The sequence below is a fragment of the Pelomonas baiyunensis genome, from assembly GCF_043555935.1.
Taxonomy (GTDB): Bacteria; Pseudomonadota; Gammaproteobacteria; order Burkholderiales; family Burkholderiaceae_C; genus Pelomonas; species Pelomonas baiyunensis.
The window spans coordinates 568,105-587,320 of record NZ_JBIGIB010000003.1 but is presented as its reverse complement, the minus strand read 5'-3'; the positions used below and the strand labels follow the sequence as shown (position 1 = coordinate 587,320).

The window sequence follows — 19,216 nt, the reverse complement described above, 5'->3', positions numbered from 1 at the left end:
AATGACAAACGCGGCCGAGGCCGCGCTTGGGTTGAAGGCGCCAAGCCTTCCGTGGAATCCGCTGTGCCGCGGCGCCACGCGATTACTTCTTCAGGTACTTCCGCAGCGCCGCGATCTGCGCGGCCTGGATGGCCAACTCGCTCTGGATGGCGGCTTGGTCCAGCTTGTCCTTGGCGTTGCGCAGGGCTTCTTCGGCCAGCTTCTTGGCTTCCAGGGCCTTGGCTTCGTCCAGGTCCTTGCCGCGGATGGCCGTGTCGGCCAGCACCGTGACGCGATGGGGTTGCACCTCCAGCAGGCCACCGGCGACGAAGACGAACTCTTCGCTGCCGTCGGCGCACTCGATGCGCACGGCGCCCGGCTTGATGCGGGTGATCAGCGGGGTGTGCTGGGGCAGGATGCCCAGTTCACCGCTTTCACCCGGCAGGGCCACGAACTTGGCTTCGCCCGAGAAGATCTGCTCTTCGGCGGAGACCACGTCGACGTGAATGGTTGCCATGGGGTGTTGTCCTTGGGTTGAAAAGGTTCAAGACGGGGCGGCACGCCGCCCCTCGGTCCATCACTGGATCTTCTTGGCCTTTTCGAACGCCTCGTCGATGGTGCCGACCATGTAGAAAGCCTGCTCCGGCAGGTGATCGCACTCGCCGGCCACAATCATCTTGAAGCCGCGGATGGTTTCCTTGAGCGGCACGTACTTGCCCGGGGTGCCCGTGAACACTTCGGCCACGTGGAAAGGCTGCGACAGGAAACGCTGGATCTTGCGGGCGCGAGCCACGGCCAGCTTGTCTTCCGGCGACAGTTCGTCCATGCCCAGAATCGCGATGATGTCGCGCAGTTCCTTGTAGCGCTGCAGCACGGCCTGCACGGCACGGGTGGTGCTGTAGTGCTCTTCGCCGACCACGTTCGGGTCGATCTGGCGCGAGGTGGAGTCCAGCGGGTCGACGGCGGGGTAGATACCCAGCGCGGCGATGTCACGGGACAACACGACAGTAGCGTCCAAGTGGGCGAAGGTCGTGGCAGGCGACGGGTCGGTCAAGTCGTCCGCAGGGACGTACACGGCCTGGATCGAGGTGATCGAGCCGACCTTGGTCGACGTGATGCGCTCTTGCAGGCGGCCCATTTCCTCGGCCAGCGTCGGCTGGTAGCCCACGGCGGAGGGCATACGGCCCAGCAGGGCGGACACTTCGGTACCGGCCAACGTGTAGCGGTAGATGTTGTCCACGAAGAACAGCACGTCACGGCCTTCGTCACGGAAGGACTCGGCGATGGTCAGGCCGGTCAGAGCCACGCGCAGACGGTTGCCCGGGGGCTCGTTCATCTGGCCGTAGACCATGGCGACCTTGGAGTCTTCCAGCTTGTCCTGGACGACCACGTTCGAGTCCGACATCTCGTGATAGAAGTCGTTGCCCTCACGGGTGCGCTCACCCACGCCAGCGAACACGGACAGACCCGAGTGCGCCTTGGCGATGTTGTTGATGAGCTCCATCATGTTCACGGTCTTGCCGACGCCGGCGCCACCGAACAGACCCACCTTGCCGCCCTTGGCGAACGGGCAGATCAAGTCGATCACCTTGATGCCGGTTTCCAGCAGGTCTTGCGACGGGCTCAGCTCGTCGTAGGCCGGAGCGGCACGGTGGATGGAGGCGGTCAGTTCCGACGACACGGGACCGCGTTCGTCGATGGGGTTGCCCAGCACGTCCATGATGCGACCCAGGGTCGCCTTGCCGACCGGCACCTGGATGGTGTCGCCGGTGTTGTAGACCTGGGTGCCACGGCGCAGGCCGTCGGACGAACCCAGAGCAATCGTGCGGACGATGCCGTCGCCCAGCTGCTGCTGAACTTCCAGCGTCAGGGCCGAGCCTTCCATCTTGAGGGCGTCGTAGACCTTGGGCATCTGGTCACGGGGGAATTCCACGTCCACCACGGCGCCGATGCACTGAACGATCTTGCCGAGGGCTTGAGTGTTAGCCATTTGTGCGTTCCTTCAATTCAATTCTTTGCGTGCTGAAACCTGATCAACCCACTGCAGCGGCGCCGCTGACGATCTCGGAGAGTTCCTTCGTGATCGCAGCCTGGCGGGTCTTGTTGTAGACCAGCTTCAGTTCCTTGATGAGGTTACCGGCGTTGTCGGTCGCGGACTTCATGGCCACCATGCGAGCAGACTGCTCGCTGGCCATGTTTTCAGCCACGGCCTGGAACACCAGGGCTTCCGAGTAACGCACCAGCAGCTCGTCGATGACGGTGGGGGCGTCCGGCTCGTAGATGTAGTCCCACGCGTGCGATGCCTTCTCAGTGGCCATTTCATCGGCCTTGAGCGGCAGCAGTTGCTGAACGACCACCTCTTGCTTCATCGTATTGATGAACTTGGTGTAGCAGACGTAGACGGCCGACAGACGACCTTCCGCGTACGCATCCAGCAGCACCTTGACCGGACCGATCAGCGTTTCGATGTGCGGCTGATCGCCCAGTTGCGTGGCGTGAGCGACCACCTTGGCGCCGACCCGGTTCATGAAACCGAAGCCCTTGCCACCGATGGCCACCACTTCCGCCTGCTGGCCGGCGTTTTCCAGCTCTTTCAGGCGGGACGTCGCTGCACGCAACAGGTTGGTGTTGAGACCGCCGCACAGACCCTTGTCCGTCGTCACCACGACCATGCCCACCGTCTTCGCTTCTTCGTTCTTCACGAGGAAGGGGTGACGGTATTCCGGGTTGGCTTGCGCCAGGGCCGCAGCGATGTTGCCGATCTTCTCAGCGTAAGGACGGGCCGAACGCATCCGCTCCTGCGCCTTGCGCATCTTGGATGCGGCGACCATTTCCATCGCCTTGGTGATCTTCTTGGTGTTCTCGACCGACTTGATCTTGCCGCGGATTTCTTTGCTTGAAGCCATTCGAACTCCTAGTCAGTGCGAAGCCCGGTCGAAACCAGGCTCCGCGTGTCCCGTGGCTTAGGCGAACGACTTCTTGAAGGAAGTGATCGCGGCGTTCAGTTCGGCCTCTGCGTCCTTGTCCATCGCCTTGTCGTTTTCGAGCTTGGCGAGGAGGGCCGCGTGGCTGGTCTTCAGGTACTGATGCAGACCGTGTTCGAAGGCCAGGACCTTCTTCACTTCGATGCTGTCCATGAAGCCCTTGTTGGCCGCGTACAGCGACGCACCCATCAGCGAAATGGGCAGCGGCGAGTACTGAGCCTGCTTCAGCAGTTCCGTCACGCGGGCACCACGGTCGAGCTGCTTGCGGGTGGCTTCGTCCAGATCGGAAGCGAACTGCGCGAACGCGGCCAGTTCACGGTACTGGGCCAGGTCGGTACGGATACCGCCGGACAGCGACTTGATCAACTTGGTCTGGGCAGCACCACCGACGCGCGACACCGAGATACCGGCGTTGATGGCGGGGCGGATACCGGCGTTGAACAGGTTGGTTTCCAGGAAGATCTGGCCGTCGGTGATCGAGATCACGTTGGTCGGCACGAAGGCGGACACGTCACCCGCTTGCGTTTCGATGATCGGCAGAGCCGTCAGCGAACCGGTCTTGCCCTTGACTTCACCCTTGGTGAAGGCTTCGACGTAGTCGGCGTTCACGCGCGCGGCCCGCTCCAGCAGACGGCTGTGGAGGTAGAACACGTCGCCAGGGAAAGCTTCGCGACCCGGCGGGCGGCGCAGCAGCAGCGACACCTGACGGTAGGCGACCGCCTGCTTGGACAGATCGTCATAAACGATCAGGGCGTCTTGGCCGCGGTCGCGGAAGTACTCGCCCATCGTGCAGCCGGAGTAGGCCGACACGTACTGCATGGCGGCAGATTCCGAAGCGGAAGCAGCGACGACGATCGTGTACTCCATCGCGCCGGCTTGCTCGAGAGCACGCACGACGTTCTTGATGGACGACGCCTTCTGACCGATGGCGACGTACACGCAGGTCATGTTCTGACCCTTCTGGTTGATGATCGCGTCGATGGCGACGGCGGTCTTACCAGTCTGGCGGTCACCAATGATCAGCTCGCGCTGGCCACGGCCGACGGGCACCATGGAGTCGATGGACTTCAGGCCAGTCTGCACCGGCTGGTCGACCGACTTACGGGCGATCACGCCCGGGGCGACCTTCTCGATGACGTCCGTCATCTTGGCGTTGATCGGGCCCTTGCCGTCAATGGGCTGACCCAGGGCGTTCACGACGCGACCGATCAGCTCGGGACCGACCGGCACTTCCAGGATGCGGCCCGTGCACTTGACGGTGTCGCCTTCGGAGACGTGCTCGTAGGCACCCAGAATCACGGCGCCGACGGAGTCGCGCTCGAGGTTCAGGGCCAGACCGAAGGTCTGCGTGCCGTCGGCAGCGGCCGGGAATTCGAGCATTTCGCCCTGCATCACGTCCGAGAGGCCGTGCACGCGGACGATACCGTCGGACACCGACACCACCGTGCCCTGGTTGCGGATGTCCGCGTTGGGGGCCAGGCCCTCAATGCGGCTCTTGATGAGTTCGGAAATTTCTGCAGGGTTGAGTTGCATGTCGGGTCTCCCCCCGGGCGGGCCGGGCGGTTGAATGATTAGGCGATCAGCGCGGTCTTCATGCGCTCCAACCGGGCCAGCACCGAGGTGTCGAGCACCTCGTCACCGACGATCACGCGCACACCGCCGATCAGCGATGCGTCGACGCTCACGGTCAAGGAGAGCTTGCGGCCGAAACGCTTTTCCAGCACGGCCGTCAGATCGGCCAGCTGACCGGCCTCGAGCGGGTAAGCGCTCGCGACCTGGGCTTCGGCCACACCTTGGGACTCGCTGACCAGCGCGTGGAACTGCGCGGCGATCTCGGCCATGGCATCCAGCCGGCGGTTCTCGACCACAGTGCGCAGGAAGTTCTGCACACCTGCATCGAGCGGACGGCGCACGGCCTCCACCACCAGACCCACCACCTGATCGGGCTGGGTCTTGGGGTGCTCAGCGAAGCTGCGCAGGTCGGCGTCGAGCGCCACCTGGGCCAGGGCGTCGACCTGATCGCGCCAAACAGCCAGATCGTGCTGACGCGCGACCTGGAACAGCGCCTCCGCGTACGGACGGGCGATGGTGGCGAGTTCAGCCATGATCAGAGCTCCTGCTTCAGACGGGTCAGCAGCTCGGCGTGGACGCCAGCGTTGACTTCCTTCTGCAGGATCTGTTCCGCACCCTTGACGGCCAGCACGGCGACCTGCTCGCGCAGGGCCTCACGTGCACGCACGACCTGTTGGTCGGCTTCCGCCTTGGCTTGCGCAATGATCTTGGCAGCCTCTTCCTCGGCGCGCTTCTTGGCCTCTTCGACCAAGGCGGCAGCGCGCTTTTCAGCGTCGCCAATCAGCTTGGTCGTTTCGGTGCGCGTTTGCGCCAGTTGGCTTTCGACGGCCTTGTTGGCATTGGCCAACTCGGCCTTCGCCTTGTCAGCGGACGCCAGACCTTCAGCGATCTTGGCGGCGCGCTCGTCCAGCGCCTTGGCAATCGGGGGCCAGATGAACTTGGCCGTCACCCAAGCCAGGATCGCAAACGGGATCCACTGGATCCACAGCGTTGCGTTGATATTCACGGCTTATCTCCTTTCAAGCGTGAAAGGGAGCAGTGATTACTTCGCGACGGTGGCCAGGAAGGTGGCAGCGAACGGGTTGGCGAACGCGAACAGCAGGGCGATGGCAACACCGATCAGGAAAGCCGCGTCGATCAGACCCGCCAGAATGAACATCTTGGTCTGCAGCTGGTTCATCAGCTCGGGTTGACGGGCCGACGATTCCAGGAACTTGCCGCCCATCAGCGCGATGCCGATAGAAGCGCCGATGGCGCCCAGGCCAACGATGATGCCGCAAGCCAGAGCAACCAGACCGAGGATGTCGTTCATTTTTTATCTCCTAGAAGAGAGGTGGGGGAAAAGGAAAGGGAAGGAAAACGGAAATCAGTGGTGATCGTGAGCCTGGCCGATGTAGATCAGCGTGAGCATCATGAAAATGAACGCCTGCAGGACGATCACCAGGATGTGGAACAGCGTCCAGATGGTGCCGGCCACCACATGGCCGAAGGCCATCGACAGGCCCGTGGCGTTGGCCGCCCAGGCACCGCCCATCAGGGCGATCAGCATGAACACGAGTTCACCGGCAAACATGTTGCCGAACAGCCGCATGCCGTGGGACACGGTCTTGGCCAGGAACTCGATCATCTGCATCAGGAAGTTGAACGGCCACAGCGCCCAGTGGTCACCGAACGGCGCCGCGACCAACTCATGGCCCCAGCCGCCCAGACCCTTGATCTTCACGCTGTAGTACAGGCAGGTCAGCAGCACGAAGGTGGACATGCCCAGCGTGGTGGACAGGTCAGCCGACGGCACCACACGCATGTAGTCCTTGAAGCCCAACGCCGGACCGGCGCTGTGCCAGATTTGCGGCAGGAAGTCGACCGGCAGCATGTCCATGAAGTTCATCAAGAAGATCCAGACGAACGCCGTCAGCGCCAGAGGGCCGACGAAACGACGGCTTTGCTCGCTGTGGATCACGCTCTTGGCTTGGTTGTCGATCAGCTCGAACAACATTTCGACGGCTGCCTGCCAACGACCGGGCACGCCCGACGTGGCCTTGCGGGCACCGCGCCACAGCAGGAACAGACCGACGAAGCCGAGGAGCGTCGAGAAGACCAGCGAGTCGAAATTGAACAGGCTGAAATCAACGATGCTCGTCTGCTTGACGCTGTTGAAGGAGAAGTCCTTCTGCAGGTGCTGCAGGTGATGGGTGATGTACTCACCGGCGCTGGGCGCGTGCGTTTCGCTGCTCATCGTCGTCGTTGACTCAATTCGTTTCTTGACCAGGCCTTGCCAACCACCACAAGGCCCACATATGCACTTTCAGGCACAGCACCAAAGCCAGCAGCAGAGCTGTCCAACTCAGATTTCGCACCCACCACACCGCCAAGCCCAGAAGGCCGACGGTGAAAGCAACTTTCACCAGTTCCCAGAACAGGAACGCTGCCAGCGCCGCCGAAGCCTGGGTTGCTTGCCGCCGCAGCCCCCAGGCCATCAAGGCATGAGGGAGGATCACAGCGGCCGCGCCCCAGAGGCTGGAACTGACCTGTTGCGCCGGCGCGGAGCCCAGAAGCCACCACCCCAACGTCAACGTCACGCCGACGACCGCCTGAACCAGCACCACCCGCCAAGGCGAGATCCGGGGCTGCTGCGCGACGAGGTGTTGCACCTGCTGCGCCGTCCAGGGGACTGCGGGCTCGGTGTCAGGCGATGTGTCGTCCCAGTTGCCTGCAGGACGAACCGGGGGTTGCGTCATGGCGGCGAGGGGTTCGACAAATCGCCGGCACAGGTGCCCGCCGGCAAAACCCCGGGAGTATATGTGGAAACCCGCATGATCTGAAGAGCCCGGCATCCAGGGGGATGCCAGGCCCTTCGGCCTCAGGCAAGGGAGGCTGCGGCGCGCGGGGTGCGCCGGCGGTGATCAGACGGCGGCGCGGTGGGCGGGCAGTCCGGGCACCTCGACTCTCAGCATGAGCACACCACCGGCCCAGGGCTGCTGGGCCAGTTCGTCGTCCGGCCGCTTGTCGCGCGCCGTGGTCACGTACAGCGTGCGCAGGTCGGCCCCGCCGAAGCACGGCATGGTGGGGCAGCGCACCGGCAGCATGACCGTCTGCAGCACGACGCCCGCCGGACTCAGCCGCAGGAGCCGCTGGCCTTCGAACATGGCCACCCAGTAGCACCCCTCGGCGTCGACGGCCGCGCCGTCCGGACGCCCACCGTAGGCCGACAGGGGCTGAGCCGCGTCGCGCAGATCGAACTGGGCCCAGGGCTGGGCTTCACCTAACGCACCGGTGGTGGCGTCGAAGGTGTGCCGGTAGATCGCGTGGGCCTTGGTGTCGCTGCGGTACATCACGGCGCCGTCAGGGCTCCAGGCCAGACCGTTGGAGACGGCAATGCCGCCCTGCACGGCAGCGCAGCCGTGGGCGTCGATGCGGTACAGCGCCGCCTCGTGGGCGCGGGCGTCGCTGAGCGCGCCCACCCAGAACCGCCCGGCAGCGTCGGGCTTGCCGTCGTTGAACCGCTGCGCTGTCGGATCGAACGGCGGCGCCATCCACGCGCTCGAGCGCCCGGTCTGGGTGTCGAGCAGCGACACGCCATCGCGCCCCGCCACGAGCAAGCCGCCCTGCGTGCGGGCCGCGATGCAGCCCGGCTCCGCGGGGAGATCCCAACACGTGGGTTCATCGGCGCCAGGTGCCCAGCGCAGCACCTGCCGGCCCGGGATGTCGACGCAGTACAGCTGTTGCTCGTCCGGATGCCACAGCGGGGACTCCCCCAGCCGGCAACGGTGGGAGCCTAGGACTTGGATTTCGTAAGGCGCGGCGTCGGTCATGCCGCCACTCTAGGCCGTTACCCGAGGTAACTCGGGCGGAAGCCGCCCAATTCAGCCTTCAGGTAATGGGCGCCCGGAATCGGGTTGAAGTAGAACGGCGGCACCTCGACAAAGCCGAGGCTTTCATACAGGCCGCGGGCGGCCTCCATGTCGTCGAGGGTGTCGAGCAGCATGGTCGAGTAGCCCGCTTCGGTGGCGCGATCCATCAAGGCCTGCGCCAGGATGCGTCCCAACCCAAAGCGCCGGAAGGCCGGCCGCACATAAAGGCGCTTCATCTCGCAGGCGTTCGGGTAGTCCGACTCCAGCAACGGGCGAAACGCACCGCTGCCTGCCACGGCCCCGTCCACCAGCGCCAGCAGCATCAGCCCGCCCGGCGGCGCGTAGGCGCCGGGCAGGTGGGCCAGTTCCTCGTCAAAGCCCTGGAAGTCGAGGTCCACGTCGAGGCTGTTGGCGTAGTCGCGCAAGATGAGGCGCGTCTCGTGCCAATCGGCGGGCGACTCCGGGGTGATGAGCTGGATTTCAGGGCCTGACATCGTGCCGCCAGTTTAGCCAGGGGCCGCACGCACGGACCACTTAGGGGGCGAAGCCCAGCACGACCCTGCGGGTCTTGGCGAACTTCTTTTGGTGATCACTCACGTTCGCTGCGCTCACATGAGCCATCCCCGAAGAAGAGCGCTTCAAGCGCCGCTTGACTGGGCAAAGCCCAGCACGACCCTGCGGGTCTTGGCGCTCTTCTTTTCGATTTTGGTGACGACGAGGGCGCCGATCTCGGCGGTGTTGGACACATGCGTGCCCCCGCAGGGCTGCAGGTCCACGCCTTCAACCTCCAGCACCCGAACGCGACCCAGGCCACGCGGCGGCTGCACACTCATCGACCGCACCAACCCCGGGTTGGCATCCAGTTCCTCTTCACTGATCCAGCGGTGACGCACCGGATGCGCCTCGGCCACCAGCCGTGCCAGGCCCACCTCGATGGCGTGCTTGTCGAACGGTTCGTCGGTGTGGAAATCGAGCCGCGCGTAGGTGTCGGTGATGGAACAGCCATCCACGGGATACGGCAGCAGCGCGCACAGCAGATGGGTCGCGGTGTGGAAGCGCCGGTGCGCCTGGCGGCGGGCGGCGTCGACCTCGACGCGCACCACCAACCCAACCGCGGGCGGATCGCCTTCGACGAGATGCACGATGGCGCCCGGCGTTTCCTTGCTCTTGCGCGTGTCGGTCACGCGCCAGCGCTGCTCGCCGGCCACCAGCCAGCCGGTGTCACCGGCCTGACCACCGCCGAGCGGGTAGCAAACCGTGCGGTCGAGCGTCACGCCGCCCTCCCCCTGGCCCGTCACGGTGGCCTCGCAGGTCAGCAGCGCGGCGTCCTCGCGGAAAAGTTCTTCGGTCATCACAGCCTCACTTGCCCGTGGATGAGCGGGGTCACGTCGCCGCCAATCCAGGTCGCCTCGGCATCGCGCCTGACGTGCACGCGACCCGCGCGGCCGAGCGCCGCGCCCTGGGCGGCGATGTAGGTTTCGCCCGCCAAGCCCGCGCCCTGCAGCCACAGGGCCAGGCCGGCATTCAGGCTGCCAGTGACGGGGTCTTCCGGCACGCCCAGGTCAGGCACGAAGGCGCGCACTTCGAACTGGCACTCACTGTCGGCCGGATGCGCCCCCACCACGCCAAGCTTCAAGCCCTGCATGGCGACGAAATCGGGCTGCAGGGCCTGCACGGCCGCGGCATCGGGCAGGCGGGCGGCCATCCAGCCAGGGCCGTTGTCCACCCAGACCAGGTCCAGCAAGGCCTCGGGCGCGATGCGCAGGGCGGCAAGCACCTGCTCGCGCAGCGCGCCATCGTCCACCGGGCCGCTGCGGCGCAGCGGCGGTGCGGCGAAGGCCAGGCGCGCACCCTGGCGCTTCACACGCACCCGGCCGATGGCGCACTGCTGCACCACCTCGCCGGGCTTCTTCACGTCGCCCCCGCTGGCCAGAAACGCGTGCGCACTGCCGAGGGTGGGATGGCCGGCGAAGGGCAGTTCGCCACCCGGCGTGAAGATGCGCACGCGATAGTCGGCCGCCGGGTCGGTGGGCGGCAGCAGGAAGGTGGTTTCGCTGAGGTTGGTCCAGCGGGCGAAGGCGGTCATGTCGTCATCCGACAGGCCCGCACCGTCCACGACGACGGCGAGTGGGTTGCCCTTCAGCGGGGCGGCAGTGAAGACATCGACTTGGACGAATCGGCGGAGTTCAGGCATCGGCAGGCGGCTTCAGGTACAGACCCGGCCGCACGATCTCCATGCCCCGGTCCGGCGTCGCCAGCGGCTGGAAGCCATGGCGGGCGTAGAGCGGGTGAGCGTCTCGCGTGAAGAGCATGAAGCGGCGCAGGCCTTGCAGGTCGGGGTGGGCGAGCAGCGATTGAACCATCGCAACGGCCAGCCCCTGCCCCCGATGGGCTTGCAGCACGTAGACGTCGCACAGATAGGCAAACGTCGTGCGGTCGGTAACGACCCGCGCAAAGCCCACCTGGCCCTGCCCGTCGGCCAGCAGGGCGATGCACAGCGAATGCTCGATGGCCCGCTGCACTGTGGCGAGCGGGATGCCCTCGCACCAGTAGGCCGTGGTCAGGAAGGCGTGCGCCGCCTCGGCGTCGATCGCGTCGAAGCTGAGGCGGTAGCCGGCGGGCAGCACGCTCAGTGGCCGCCGCCGAGGTAGGCGGCCTGCACGGCGGGGTCGTCGCGCAGCTTGGCGGCGGGGCCGTGCACAGCGATGCGGCCGTTTTCCAGCACGTAGCCGTAGTCCGCCACCTTCAGCGCGGCGGCAGCGAATTGCTCGACGAGCAGCATGGTCACGCCGCGCGCCTTGAGGCTTTCGATGATGCGGAACACCTCTTCCACGAGGATGGGGGCGAGGCCCATGGAGGGTTCGTCCAGCAGCACGACCTCGGGGTTGAGCATCACGGCGCGGGCCATGGCCAGCATCTGCTGCTCGCCGCCGGACAGCGTGCCGGCCAGTTGCAGCCGGCGCTCCTTCAGGCGGGGGAACAGCTCCAACGCCCGCTCCAGGTCGCCAGCGATGTCGCCCTTGGGCCGCTCGCCGGTGTAGCGCGGGAATGCGCCCAGGCGCAGGTTGTCGGTGACGGTCATGGTCGCGAACACGCGCCGGCCTTCGGGCGAGTGGGCGAGCCCGCGGCGGGCGATGTGGTAACTCTCCATGCCGTCGATGCGGCGGTCGTTCAGCGTGATCTCGCCGCCGGTGGGCTTGATCATGCCGCTGACGGCGCGCATGGTGGTGGTCTTGCCGGCGCCGTTGGAGCCGATGAGGGTCACGACCTGGCCCTTGGGCACCTCCAGCGAGATGCCGTGCAGGACCTGGACCTTGCCGTAGCCGGCGCTCAGATTCTTGATGGTCAGCATGTCAGGCACCTCCGCCCAGGTAGGCCTCGATGACCTTCTCGTTGGCCTGCACCTCGGCGGGCAGGCCCTCGGCGATCTTCTGGCCGAAGTCCAGCACCGAGACGCGGTCGCACAGGCTCATGACGACGTCCATGTGGTGTTCGATGAGGATGACGGTGACGCCGGCGTCGCGGATCTTGCGGATGATTTCCAGCAGTTCCTTGATGTCGGGCGCGGTCAGGCCGGCGGCAGGCTCGTCCAGCAGCAACAGCTGCGGGTCCAGCGCCAGCGCGCGGGCAATCTCCAGCAGGCGCTGCTTGCCATAGGGCAGGTTGCGCGCCTCCTCGCTGGCCAGTTCGCCCAGCCCGACGAAGTCCAGCAGCGCATGTGCGCGGGCGCGCTGCTCGCGGTCTTCGCGCAGGTAGCGCGGCAGGTGCAGGGCGACGTCGACGAGGTTGCTCTTGAAGCTGTGGTGCAGGCCCACGAGCACGTTTTGCAGCGCCGTCATTTCGCCGAACAGCTGCACGTTCTGGAAGGTGCGGGCGATGCCGGAGAGCGCGATGTCCGACGAGGTGCGGCCGTTGACCGTGCGGCCGGCAAACACCACCGTGCCCGCGGTGGGCTGGTAGATGCCGGTGAGCACGTTCATCATCGTGCTCTTGCCCGAACCGTTGGGGCCGATGAGGCCATGGATGGTGCCGCGCTTGACCACCAGGTCCACATCGTTCAGCGCCTTCAGGCCGCCGAACTGCATCAGCACGTGGCTGGCCTTGAGCAGCTCGGCCTCGCCCTGCGTTGTGGCGCGGGTGAGGGCCGCGGCGGTGGCCGCCGTGGTGTCGCGCTCGCTCTTGGGCTTGAGGTTGAGCGCATTGCGCACGAAGCCCACGATGCCGTCCTGCAGGTAGTACACGACGAACAGCGTGATGAGGCCGAAGATGGACAGGCGCCAGTCGGTCATCGTGTCCAGCTTGAACGACAGGGCGGCCAGGCCAACGGTGCCCAGCACCGGGATGGCCGCCATCTGCCCGGCCATCTTGCCGCGCTTCATGGCCACACCGACCGAGAGGGCCACGATGACGGCCAGCACCACCGCGCCAATGCGGAACACCTGCAGGTCGTCCAGCAGCTTGGGCAGCATCACGATGATGGCCGCGCCGAGGATGGCGCCGGTGCGCGTCTTGCGGCCGCCCATGATGATGGCCAGCAGGAACATCACCGTCAGCTCGAAGTTGTAGGTGTTGGGGCTGATGTACTGCTCGGAGTAGGCGTACAGCGCCCCGGCCAGGCCGGCGAGTGCGGCCGAGATCACGAAGGCATAGACCTTGTAGCGGTAGACCGACACGCCCATGCAGTCCGACGCCACCGGGCTGCCGCGCAGCGCCTCGAACGCGCGGCCGAGCTGGCTGTGCAGCACCCGGTGCACGAAGATCAGCGAGGCCACCAGGCAGGCCATCACCAACCAGTAGTACTCCATCTCGTCCAGAGGGTGGCCGAAGAGCGTGGGTTTGGTCAGCGTGATCCCCATCGGGCCTTCCGTCAGGAAGGTCATCTCGTTGATCAGGATCTGGATGATGGTACCGAAGGCCAGCGTCACCATGGCGAGGTACGGTCCGGTCACACGCAGCGCCGGCAAGGCCAACATGGCGCCAAACACCGCGGCCACGGCGATGGCAGCCGGCAGCGTGGCGTAGACCGGCGCGTCGAGCTTCAGGATGAGCACGCCCGCCGTGTAGGCGCCGATGCCGAACAGGCCCGCGTGACCGAGCGACACCTGGCCGGTGTAGCCCACCACGATGTCCAGGCCGAAGAGCACGATCGCGTAGATCATGATCGTTTCGACCAGGTGGATGTAGTACGGGTTGCCGGAGACCAGCGGGAAGGCGGCCAGGGCCGCGATGGCCAGCAGGCCGAGAGCAGTTTTCTGGAGGTTCACGGGTTGCGCCTTCCTCAGACCTTCTTGATGGCGGTCTTGCCGAACAGGCCGGCCGGCTTCACGGCCAGCACGATGAGCAGCAGCACGAGGCCCGGAACGTCCTTGTAGCCAGTGGACAGGTAAAAGCCCGTCGTCGTCTCGGCCACGCCGAGGATGATGCCGCCCACGATGATGCCCATGCCGCTGGTCAGGCCGCCGATGATGGCCACCGCGAAGGCCTTCAGGCCCAGCACCGCGCCCATGGTGGCGCCGGTCAGCGTCAGCGGGGCGATGAGCACGCCGGCGAACGAGGCCGTCAGCGACGACAGCGCGTAGCTGAAGGTGATGACCAGGCCAGTGTTGATGCCCATGAGCTTGGCAGCGTCACGGTCATTGAAGGTGGCCACCACCGCCTTGCCGTAGATGCTCTTGCGGTTGAAGAGCTCCACCGCCAGCATCATGCCCACCGCACCCACGATGACCAGCAACTCCATCGGCAGCACGTTGGCGCCGAGGAACTTCATCGGCGACTCGGGCAGCGGCGACGGAAATTTGAGGTCATCCCGGCCCCACACGTTCTCAGCCACGTTCTTGAAGATGATGCCCAGCGCGATGGTGGACATGATCCAGCCGAACTCGCTTTTCATCTTGATGGCAGGCCGCACGCCGATGCGCTCGACCACCGCGCCCTGAAAGGCGCCGAAGAGGCACACGAGCGGAATCATCAGCCAGTAGTTCACGCCCCAGCCCACGAGGCTGAGGCCCACCAGCGCACCCAGCATCAACGACTCGCCCTGACCGAAGTTCAGGGTGTCGCTGGTGGCAAAGGTGAGCTGATAGCCGAAGGCGATGACGGCGTAGATCATGCCCAGCGCAATACCGCTGAACACGAGCTGGGTCAGGATTTGCATCGGTCGTTCCGTTAAAAAAACAAGGGCGGGGTCGCCACAGCGACCCCGCCCGTCCCTCCAGCAGCTGCCGTGGAACCGGCTTTGCCGGGCCACTGGCAGCGCCCCCTGGGGGGCCGGCGAAGCCGGTACGGGGGGTCTCTTTTACTGCCGCTTCTTCTGCTCGAGCGCGCCCTTGGCGTTCACGTCCTTGACGCGCACTTCCGAGGCCTTCTTGAAGTCATCCGGGTAGGCGTACACCACGCGCTGGCCCTTGACCTCGCCCATGACCGGGATGTTGGCCGTGATGGCTTCGTGGTCGGTCTTGGAGAAGGGCTTGTTGTAGGTCGTGACGACGCCTTCCACCGGCGTCTTCAGGTCTTCCAGCGCGGCCTTGATCTTGGGGCCTTCGGTGGAGTTGGCCTGCTTGATGGCGGCGGCCAGCAGGTAGACCGAGTCGTAGCCCTGCGCGGCGGACACCGGCGAGTCGATGCGCGAGTTCTTCGGCGTGAAGGTGCGCAGGTAATTGATGATGAAGCTCTGACGCTTGGGCGTCGTGGGCTCCTGGATGAAGGTCTGCGGCATGCGCGCGCCTTCACCGCCAGGGCCGGCGTTGTCGATGTAGTTGGCCATGGACAGCGTCCAGGATCCGATCATCGGCACCTTCCAACCCAGCTTGGTCATGCCGTTGGCAATCTGGGCCAGCTCCGGCCCGATGGCGTAGGTCAGGATGGCTTCAGCGCCGGCTTCCTTGGCCTTGAGCAGCTGGGGCGTCATGTCGACGTCCTTGATGTTGAACTTCTCCACCGCCACGGGCGTGATGTTCTTCAGCTTGAGCGCCGCTTCCAGGTCGGCGCGGCCGAGCTGGCCGTAGTTGGTGCTGTCGGCCAGGATGGCGACCTTCTTGAAGCCCCGCTTGGCGATGGCCTCTTCCACGATCATCGGCGCCTGGATGGAGTCGTGCGCCGCGTTGCGGAAGATGTAGTTCTCGGGCTGGCTCTCGAACTGCTTGGTGATGATGGAGCCGGTGGCCACGTTGTTCATCACCGGGATCTTGGCTTCCTGGTAGAAGCGCTGCGAGGCCAGGGCCACGCCCGTGTTGATGTAGCCGACGGTGGCGGCCACCTTTTCCTTGTTGATGAGCTCCTGGGCGATCTGCACGCCGCGCTCGTTCTTGGCCTCGTCGTCGCGCTCGACCAGCTGGATCTGACGGCCCAGCACACCGCCGGCTTTGTTGATTTCCTCAGCCGCCAGGCGCACGCCGTCGCGCATGCTCACGCCCATGGACGACGACCCGCCGGTGAACGGCCCGGAGACGCCGATCTTGATCGGGTCGGCCGCCTGGGCACCCACTGCAAAAACCGCTGCAGCCACGGCTGTCCATACCTGCTTCATCGTTTGCCTCGTCTCTCGTTATGCCATCCACCCGGCGGCATTGCCGGGGGCTTACTGCATACGATGCCAGAGCGGAAGCGACTTGGGGATATGGAAACCCGGGAGCCCGCAAAAGCCCCCGGCTTCAGTTCGGCGTCAGGGTTGAGGGTTAGGGCGTGGGCTCGGCCTCGCCGGCCAGGGCCTGGTGCAGCAGCACGCCGAGCTTTTCCACGCCTTCGCGGATCAGGTCCGGCGTGAGCGTGACAAAGGACAGGCGCAGCGTGCGCGGGTCGGGCTGCTGGGCGTAGAAGGCCGCGCCGGGCACGTAGGCGATGCCGGCATCCACCGCGCGCGGCAGCAGGGCCATGGCGTCCAGGCCCGCCGGCAGGCGAATCCAGAAGAACATGCCGCCCTGCGGCGACTGCCACTCGCAGCCCGCCGGCAGGTGCTGGCGCAGCGCCTCGGCCATCGCGTCACGGTTGGCCTTGTAACGGGCGCGGATGGACGGGATGTGCTGGTCCAGGAAGCCATCGCGGATGACCTCGTACACCACGCGCTGGTTGAAGCCCGGGGTGTGCAGGTCGGCCGCCTGCTTGGCCTGCAGCAGCTTCGGGTACAGCTCGGGCGGCGCAATCAGGTAGCCCAGGCGGAAGCCCGGCGTCAGCACCTTGGAGAACGACCCCAGGTACAGCGAGCCCTGCGGCCACAGGCTGGACAGTGCCGCCGGCGGCGGCTCGTCGAACCACAGGTCGCCGTAGGGGTTGTCTTCCACGATGGGCACGCCCGCGCGGCGCGAGGCCTCCACCAACTCCGCCCGGCGCTGGGCGCCCATCACACGGCCGGTGGGGTTTTGGTAATTGGGCAGCAGGTAGCTGAACCGGGTGCCCGGCGCGTCGTGCGGCAGGGCGGCAATCGCCTCGGGGCGAGGGCCTTCGGCGTCGCTCGCCAGGCTGGCGAACAGCGGCTCGTACGGCGTGAAGGCCTGCAGCGCGCCCAGGTAGGTGGGCGTTTCCACGGCCACGGGGGCGCCGCTGTCGCACAGGATCTTGCCCACCAGGTCCAGACCCTGCTGCGAGCCGCTGGTCACCAGCACCTGGTCGGGCGACACCTGCATGCCCAGCGCGGCCACGCGCTGCGCCACCCATTCGCGCAGCGGGGCGTAGCCTTCGCTGGCGGCGTATTGCAGGGCCTCGCGCGGCGCCTGGCTGAGGACGCGGTCGCAGGCCGACTTCAGGGCCTCGACGGGAAAGGTGTCAGCACTGGGCAGGCCCCCGGCCATGGACAGGATGCCGGGCTTCTCGGTGACCTTCAGGATCTCGCGAATGATGGACGGGTTCATGCGCGCCGCGCGGCGTGCCTGGTTCCAGACGGTGGTCATGTTCGGGTTACGCGTGATTTCAAAAGCAGTCAGCCTAGCATCCAGTCGACCGCCGCCCGAGCCTGCAACTCGGTGGTGTCGAACAAAGGCACCGCCGCGGGCGACCCCGCAGGCAGCAGCAGGCCCAGTTCCGTGCAGCCCAGGATGACGGCCTGGCAGCCGCGCTCGGCCAGTGCCGTCACCTGCTGGCGCAGCCCCTCGCGCGAGGCGGCCTCCAGCCGGCCCTGGCACAGCTCGTCATAAATCAGCCGGTGCACCCAGGCGCGGCCGGCTTCGTCCGGCACCACGGTGTCGATGTCAAAGCGCGTGCGGAAGCGGTCGCGGTAAAAGCCCGGCTCCATCGTGTACTGCGTGGCCAAGAGGCCCGCGCGGCGAACCCCGGCGGCGCGCAGCGCATCGCCGGTGGCGTCCACGATGTGCAGCACCGGCAGCCCGGCGGCCTGCTCCACCTCGGCCGCCACGCGGTGCATGGTGTTGGTGGCCAGCACCAGCGCCTCGGCGCCCGCGCGCTGCAAGCCGGCCGCCGCGGCGCCCAGCCGCTGTGCCGCGCCCGCCCAGTCGCCGGCGGATTGCAGCGCGGCCACGGCAGCGAAGTCCACGCTGTGCAGCACCAGTTGCGCGCTGTGCAGCCCGCCCAGGCGTTGTGCGACGCCGCGGTTCAGCAAGGCATACAGGTGCTGGGTGGACTCCCAGCTCATGCCGCCCAACACACCCAGCGTCTTCATGCCGGCACCCCGCGCGCAACACCCCAGCCGCCGTTCTGGCGCGGCTTGCGGCGCGCCCGCACCCGGGCGGGGGCCAGCACCTGGAACTGTGCCTCGGGCCAGCCCTCCAGCACGGCCTCCTGACCGGGCACCAGCGTGAAGCCGCCGCCGGGCGACAGCCAGTGGTCGGCCGCATCGCCCGACACCGTGACCCACAGCCGGCCCTGAGTCACCACCACGCGGCGTGGGGCCGACGCGGCGGCCAGCGTCACGGCCTGGCCCGCGGTCAATCGATGGGTGAACGTGTCTGTCATGGCGCCTCCTTGCTCAATGCACGCGTTGTCGTTGCCCCAGCCACACCACCGCCAGCACGGCAGCGGCGAAGGCCAGCGTCATGGCGTCCAGCCGCTCGCCCAGCATGGGCACCGCGAACAGCATGGACAGAAACGGCTGCAGCACCTGCACCTGGCTCACCCGCAGCGTGCCGCCCAGGGCCAAGCCGCGGTACCAGGCGAAGAAGCCGATCCACATGGAAAACAGCGACACATACGCAAAACCCACCCAGGCCGAGGCGGCCACCGGCGCCGTGGGCCGGGTCAACACCGCCGCCGGCACGGTCAACGGCAGGCTGAGCACGAGCACCCAGCAAATCACTTGCACCGCCGGGCGGCCAGCCGACAGCCGCGCCCCGCTCACATAACCGGCCGACGCGCACACCACCGCCGCCAGCAGCCAGCCATCGGCCGCCACCAGCGCCCCCGCGCCACGCCAGGCGGCGAACCCCACCACCAACCCCAACCCGGCCCCCGCGCAGGCCCAAAAGCCCCAACTGGCCCGCTGCCGCAACACCAGCGCGGCCAACACCGCCGTTGCCAGCGGCAGCACGCCGGACACCACCGACGCATGCACCGCGTCCACCCGACGCACCGCCAGGCCCAGCAACAGCGGCCAGCCCAGCACCACCCCACAGGCCGTGAAGGCCAGCGCCGGCCACTCCCGGCGCTGCGGCCACGGCGCACGGCACGCCGCCAGGTACAGCACCGACAGCACCCCCGCCACCGCCGCCCGCCCGAAGGCCACAAACGCCGGCGGCAGCTGCGGTGCGTCCACGGTGCCGCCCGCGAGGCGGGTCATGGGAATGCTCAAGGCAAACATCAGCACGCCGGCCACGCCCAGCCACAGGCCTTGCACCTGGGCGGCGGTGCGAGCGGGTGAAGGCGGGGAAGCGGTGATCGTCATGAGGC

General features: G+C 66.6%; 22 protein-coding genes. All 22 read right to left on the bottom strand.

Features of this window, described 5'->3' with window-relative positions; translation table 11 throughout:
* Positions 1 to 82: 82 nt before the first annotated feature.
* The gene (locus ACG01O_RS13190) at positions 83 to 496 is read right to left on the bottom strand and encodes a F0F1 ATP synthase subunit epsilon (protein ID WP_394385276.1); all 414 of its coding nucleotides are present in this window, start codon (positions 494 to 496) and stop codon (positions 83 to 85) included.
* 60 nt (positions 497 to 556) lie between these two features.
* Positions 557 to 1,969, bottom strand: a complete 1,413-nt coding sequence (gene atpD, locus ACG01O_RS13185) for a F0F1 ATP synthase subunit beta (RefSeq protein WP_394385274.1) — start codon at positions 1,967 to 1,969, stop codon at positions 557 to 559.
* 43 nt (positions 1,970 to 2,012) lie between these two features.
* Complete coding sequence (gene atpG, locus ACG01O_RS13180; RefSeq protein ID WP_394385272.1) at positions 2,013 to 2,885, bottom strand: F0F1 ATP synthase subunit gamma; 873 nt, start codon at positions 2,883 to 2,885, stop codon at positions 2,013 to 2,015.
* A 57-nt stretch (positions 2,886 to 2,942) separates the two neighbouring features.
* Positions 2,943 to 4,496: a F0F1 ATP synthase subunit alpha gene (gene atpA, locus ACG01O_RS13175; protein ID WP_394385270.1), complete on the bottom strand. Its 1,554-nt coding sequence runs from the start codon at positions 4,494 to 4,496 to the stop codon at positions 2,943 to 2,945.
* Positions 4,497 to 4,534: 38 nt separating this feature from the next.
* On the bottom strand, positions 4,535 to 5,068 hold the full coding sequence (locus ACG01O_RS13170; RefSeq protein ID WP_394385268.1) for a F0F1 ATP synthase subunit delta: 534 nt from the start codon (positions 5,066 to 5,068) through the stop codon (positions 4,535 to 4,537).
* Between the two features lie 2 nt (positions 5,069 to 5,070).
* A complete protein-coding gene (locus tag ACG01O_RS13165) occupies positions 5,071 to 5,541 on the bottom strand; it encodes a F0F1 ATP synthase subunit B (RefSeq protein ID WP_394385266.1) in 471 nt (156 codons plus the stop codon).
* A gap of 36 nt (positions 5,542 to 5,577) precedes the next feature.
* Complete coding sequence (atpE, locus tag ACG01O_RS13160; RefSeq protein WP_127682566.1) at positions 5,578 to 5,847, bottom strand: F0F1 ATP synthase subunit C; 270 nt, start codon at positions 5,845 to 5,847, stop codon at positions 5,578 to 5,580.
* A 54-nt stretch (positions 5,848 to 5,901) separates the two neighbouring features.
* The gene (gene atpB / locus ACG01O_RS13155) at positions 5,902 to 6,771 is read right to left on the bottom strand and encodes a F0F1 ATP synthase subunit A (protein WP_394385263.1); all 870 of its coding nucleotides are present in this window, start codon (positions 6,769 to 6,771) and stop codon (positions 5,902 to 5,904) included.
* Between the two features lie 13 nt (positions 6,772 to 6,784).
* Positions 6,785 to 7,273 carry an ATP synthase subunit I gene (locus tag ACG01O_RS13150; protein WP_394385262.1) on the bottom strand — a complete coding sequence of 163 codons (489 nt, stop codon included), beginning with the start codon at positions 7,271 to 7,273 and terminating at the stop codon, positions 6,785 to 6,787.
* A gap of 165 nt (positions 7,274 to 7,438) precedes the next feature.
* Entirely contained in the window at positions 7,439 to 8,347 is a 909-nt protein-coding gene (locus ACG01O_RS13145) for an SMP-30/gluconolactonase/LRE family protein (RefSeq protein WP_394385260.1), read from the bottom strand.
* A gap of 17 nt (positions 8,348 to 8,364) precedes the next feature.
* Positions 8,365 to 8,880 (bottom strand): GNAT family N-acetyltransferase, encoded by a 516-nt coding sequence (locus tag ACG01O_RS13140; RefSeq protein ID WP_394385258.1) that lies wholly within the window; start codon positions 8,878 to 8,880, stop codon positions 8,365 to 8,367.
* 144 nt (positions 8,881 to 9,024) lie between these two features.
* On the bottom strand, positions 9,025 to 9,741 hold the full coding sequence (locus ACG01O_RS13135) for an alanyl-tRNA editing protein (RefSeq protein WP_394385256.1): 717 nt from the start codon (positions 9,739 to 9,741) through the stop codon (positions 9,025 to 9,027).
* A complete protein-coding gene (locus ACG01O_RS13130; RefSeq protein WP_394385254.1) occupies positions 9,738 to 10,580 on the bottom strand; it encodes a PhzF family phenazine biosynthesis protein in 843 nt (280 codons plus the stop codon). Before ACG01O_RS13130 ends, ACG01O_RS13135 begins: the two co-directional genes overlap by 4 nt.
* Positions 10,573 to 11,013: a GNAT family N-acetyltransferase gene (locus ACG01O_RS13125; RefSeq protein ID WP_394385252.1), complete on the bottom strand. Its 441-nt coding sequence runs from the start codon at positions 11,011 to 11,013 to the stop codon at positions 10,573 to 10,575. Before ACG01O_RS13125 ends, ACG01O_RS13130 begins: the two co-directional genes overlap by 8 nt.
* A 2-nt stretch (positions 11,014 to 11,015) precedes the next feature.
* On the bottom strand, positions 11,016 to 11,738 hold the full coding sequence (locus tag ACG01O_RS13120) for an ABC transporter ATP-binding protein (protein ID WP_394385250.1): 723 nt from the start codon (positions 11,736 to 11,738) through the stop codon (positions 11,016 to 11,018).
* A 1-nt stretch (position 11,739) separates the two neighbouring features.
* Positions 11,740 to 13,650: a branched-chain amino acid ABC transporter ATP-binding protein/permease gene (locus tag ACG01O_RS13115; RefSeq protein ID WP_394385248.1), complete on the bottom strand. Its 1,911-nt coding sequence runs from the start codon at positions 13,648 to 13,650 to the stop codon at positions 11,740 to 11,742.
* A gap of 14 nt (positions 13,651 to 13,664) precedes the next feature.
* Positions 13,665 to 14,540, bottom strand: coding sequence for a branched-chain amino acid ABC transporter permease (locus ACG01O_RS13110; protein WP_394385246.1), 876 nt, complete (start codon positions 14,538 to 14,540; stop codon positions 13,665 to 13,667).
* Between the two features lie 141 nt (positions 14,541 to 14,681).
* Positions 14,682 to 15,911 carry an ABC transporter substrate-binding protein gene (locus ACG01O_RS13105; RefSeq protein ID WP_394385244.1) on the bottom strand — a complete coding sequence of 410 codons (1,230 nt, stop codon included), beginning with the start codon at positions 15,909 to 15,911 and terminating at the stop codon, positions 14,682 to 14,684.
* Positions 15,912 to 16,059: 148 nt separating this feature from the next.
* A complete protein-coding gene (locus tag ACG01O_RS13100; RefSeq protein WP_394385242.1) occupies positions 16,060 to 17,268 on the bottom strand; it encodes an aminotransferase-like domain-containing protein in 1,209 nt (402 codons plus the stop codon).
* Between the two features lie 29 nt (positions 17,269 to 17,297).
* A complete protein-coding gene (locus ACG01O_RS13095) occupies positions 17,298 to 17,993 on the bottom strand; it encodes an aspartate/glutamate racemase family protein (protein WP_394385239.1) in 696 nt (231 codons plus the stop codon).
* On the bottom strand, positions 17,990 to 18,286 hold the full coding sequence (locus tag ACG01O_RS13090; protein ID WP_394385237.1) for a DUF2917 domain-containing protein: 297 nt from the start codon (positions 18,284 to 18,286) through the stop codon (positions 17,990 to 17,992). The genes ACG01O_RS13095 and ACG01O_RS13090 overlap by 4 nt, the downstream gene beginning before the upstream one ends.
* A 13-nt stretch (positions 18,287 to 18,299) precedes the next feature.
* Entirely contained in the window at positions 18,300 to 19,211 is a 912-nt protein-coding gene (locus tag ACG01O_RS13085) for a DMT family transporter (RefSeq protein WP_394385235.1), read from the bottom strand.
* Positions 19,212 to 19,216: the final 5 nt, after the last annotated feature.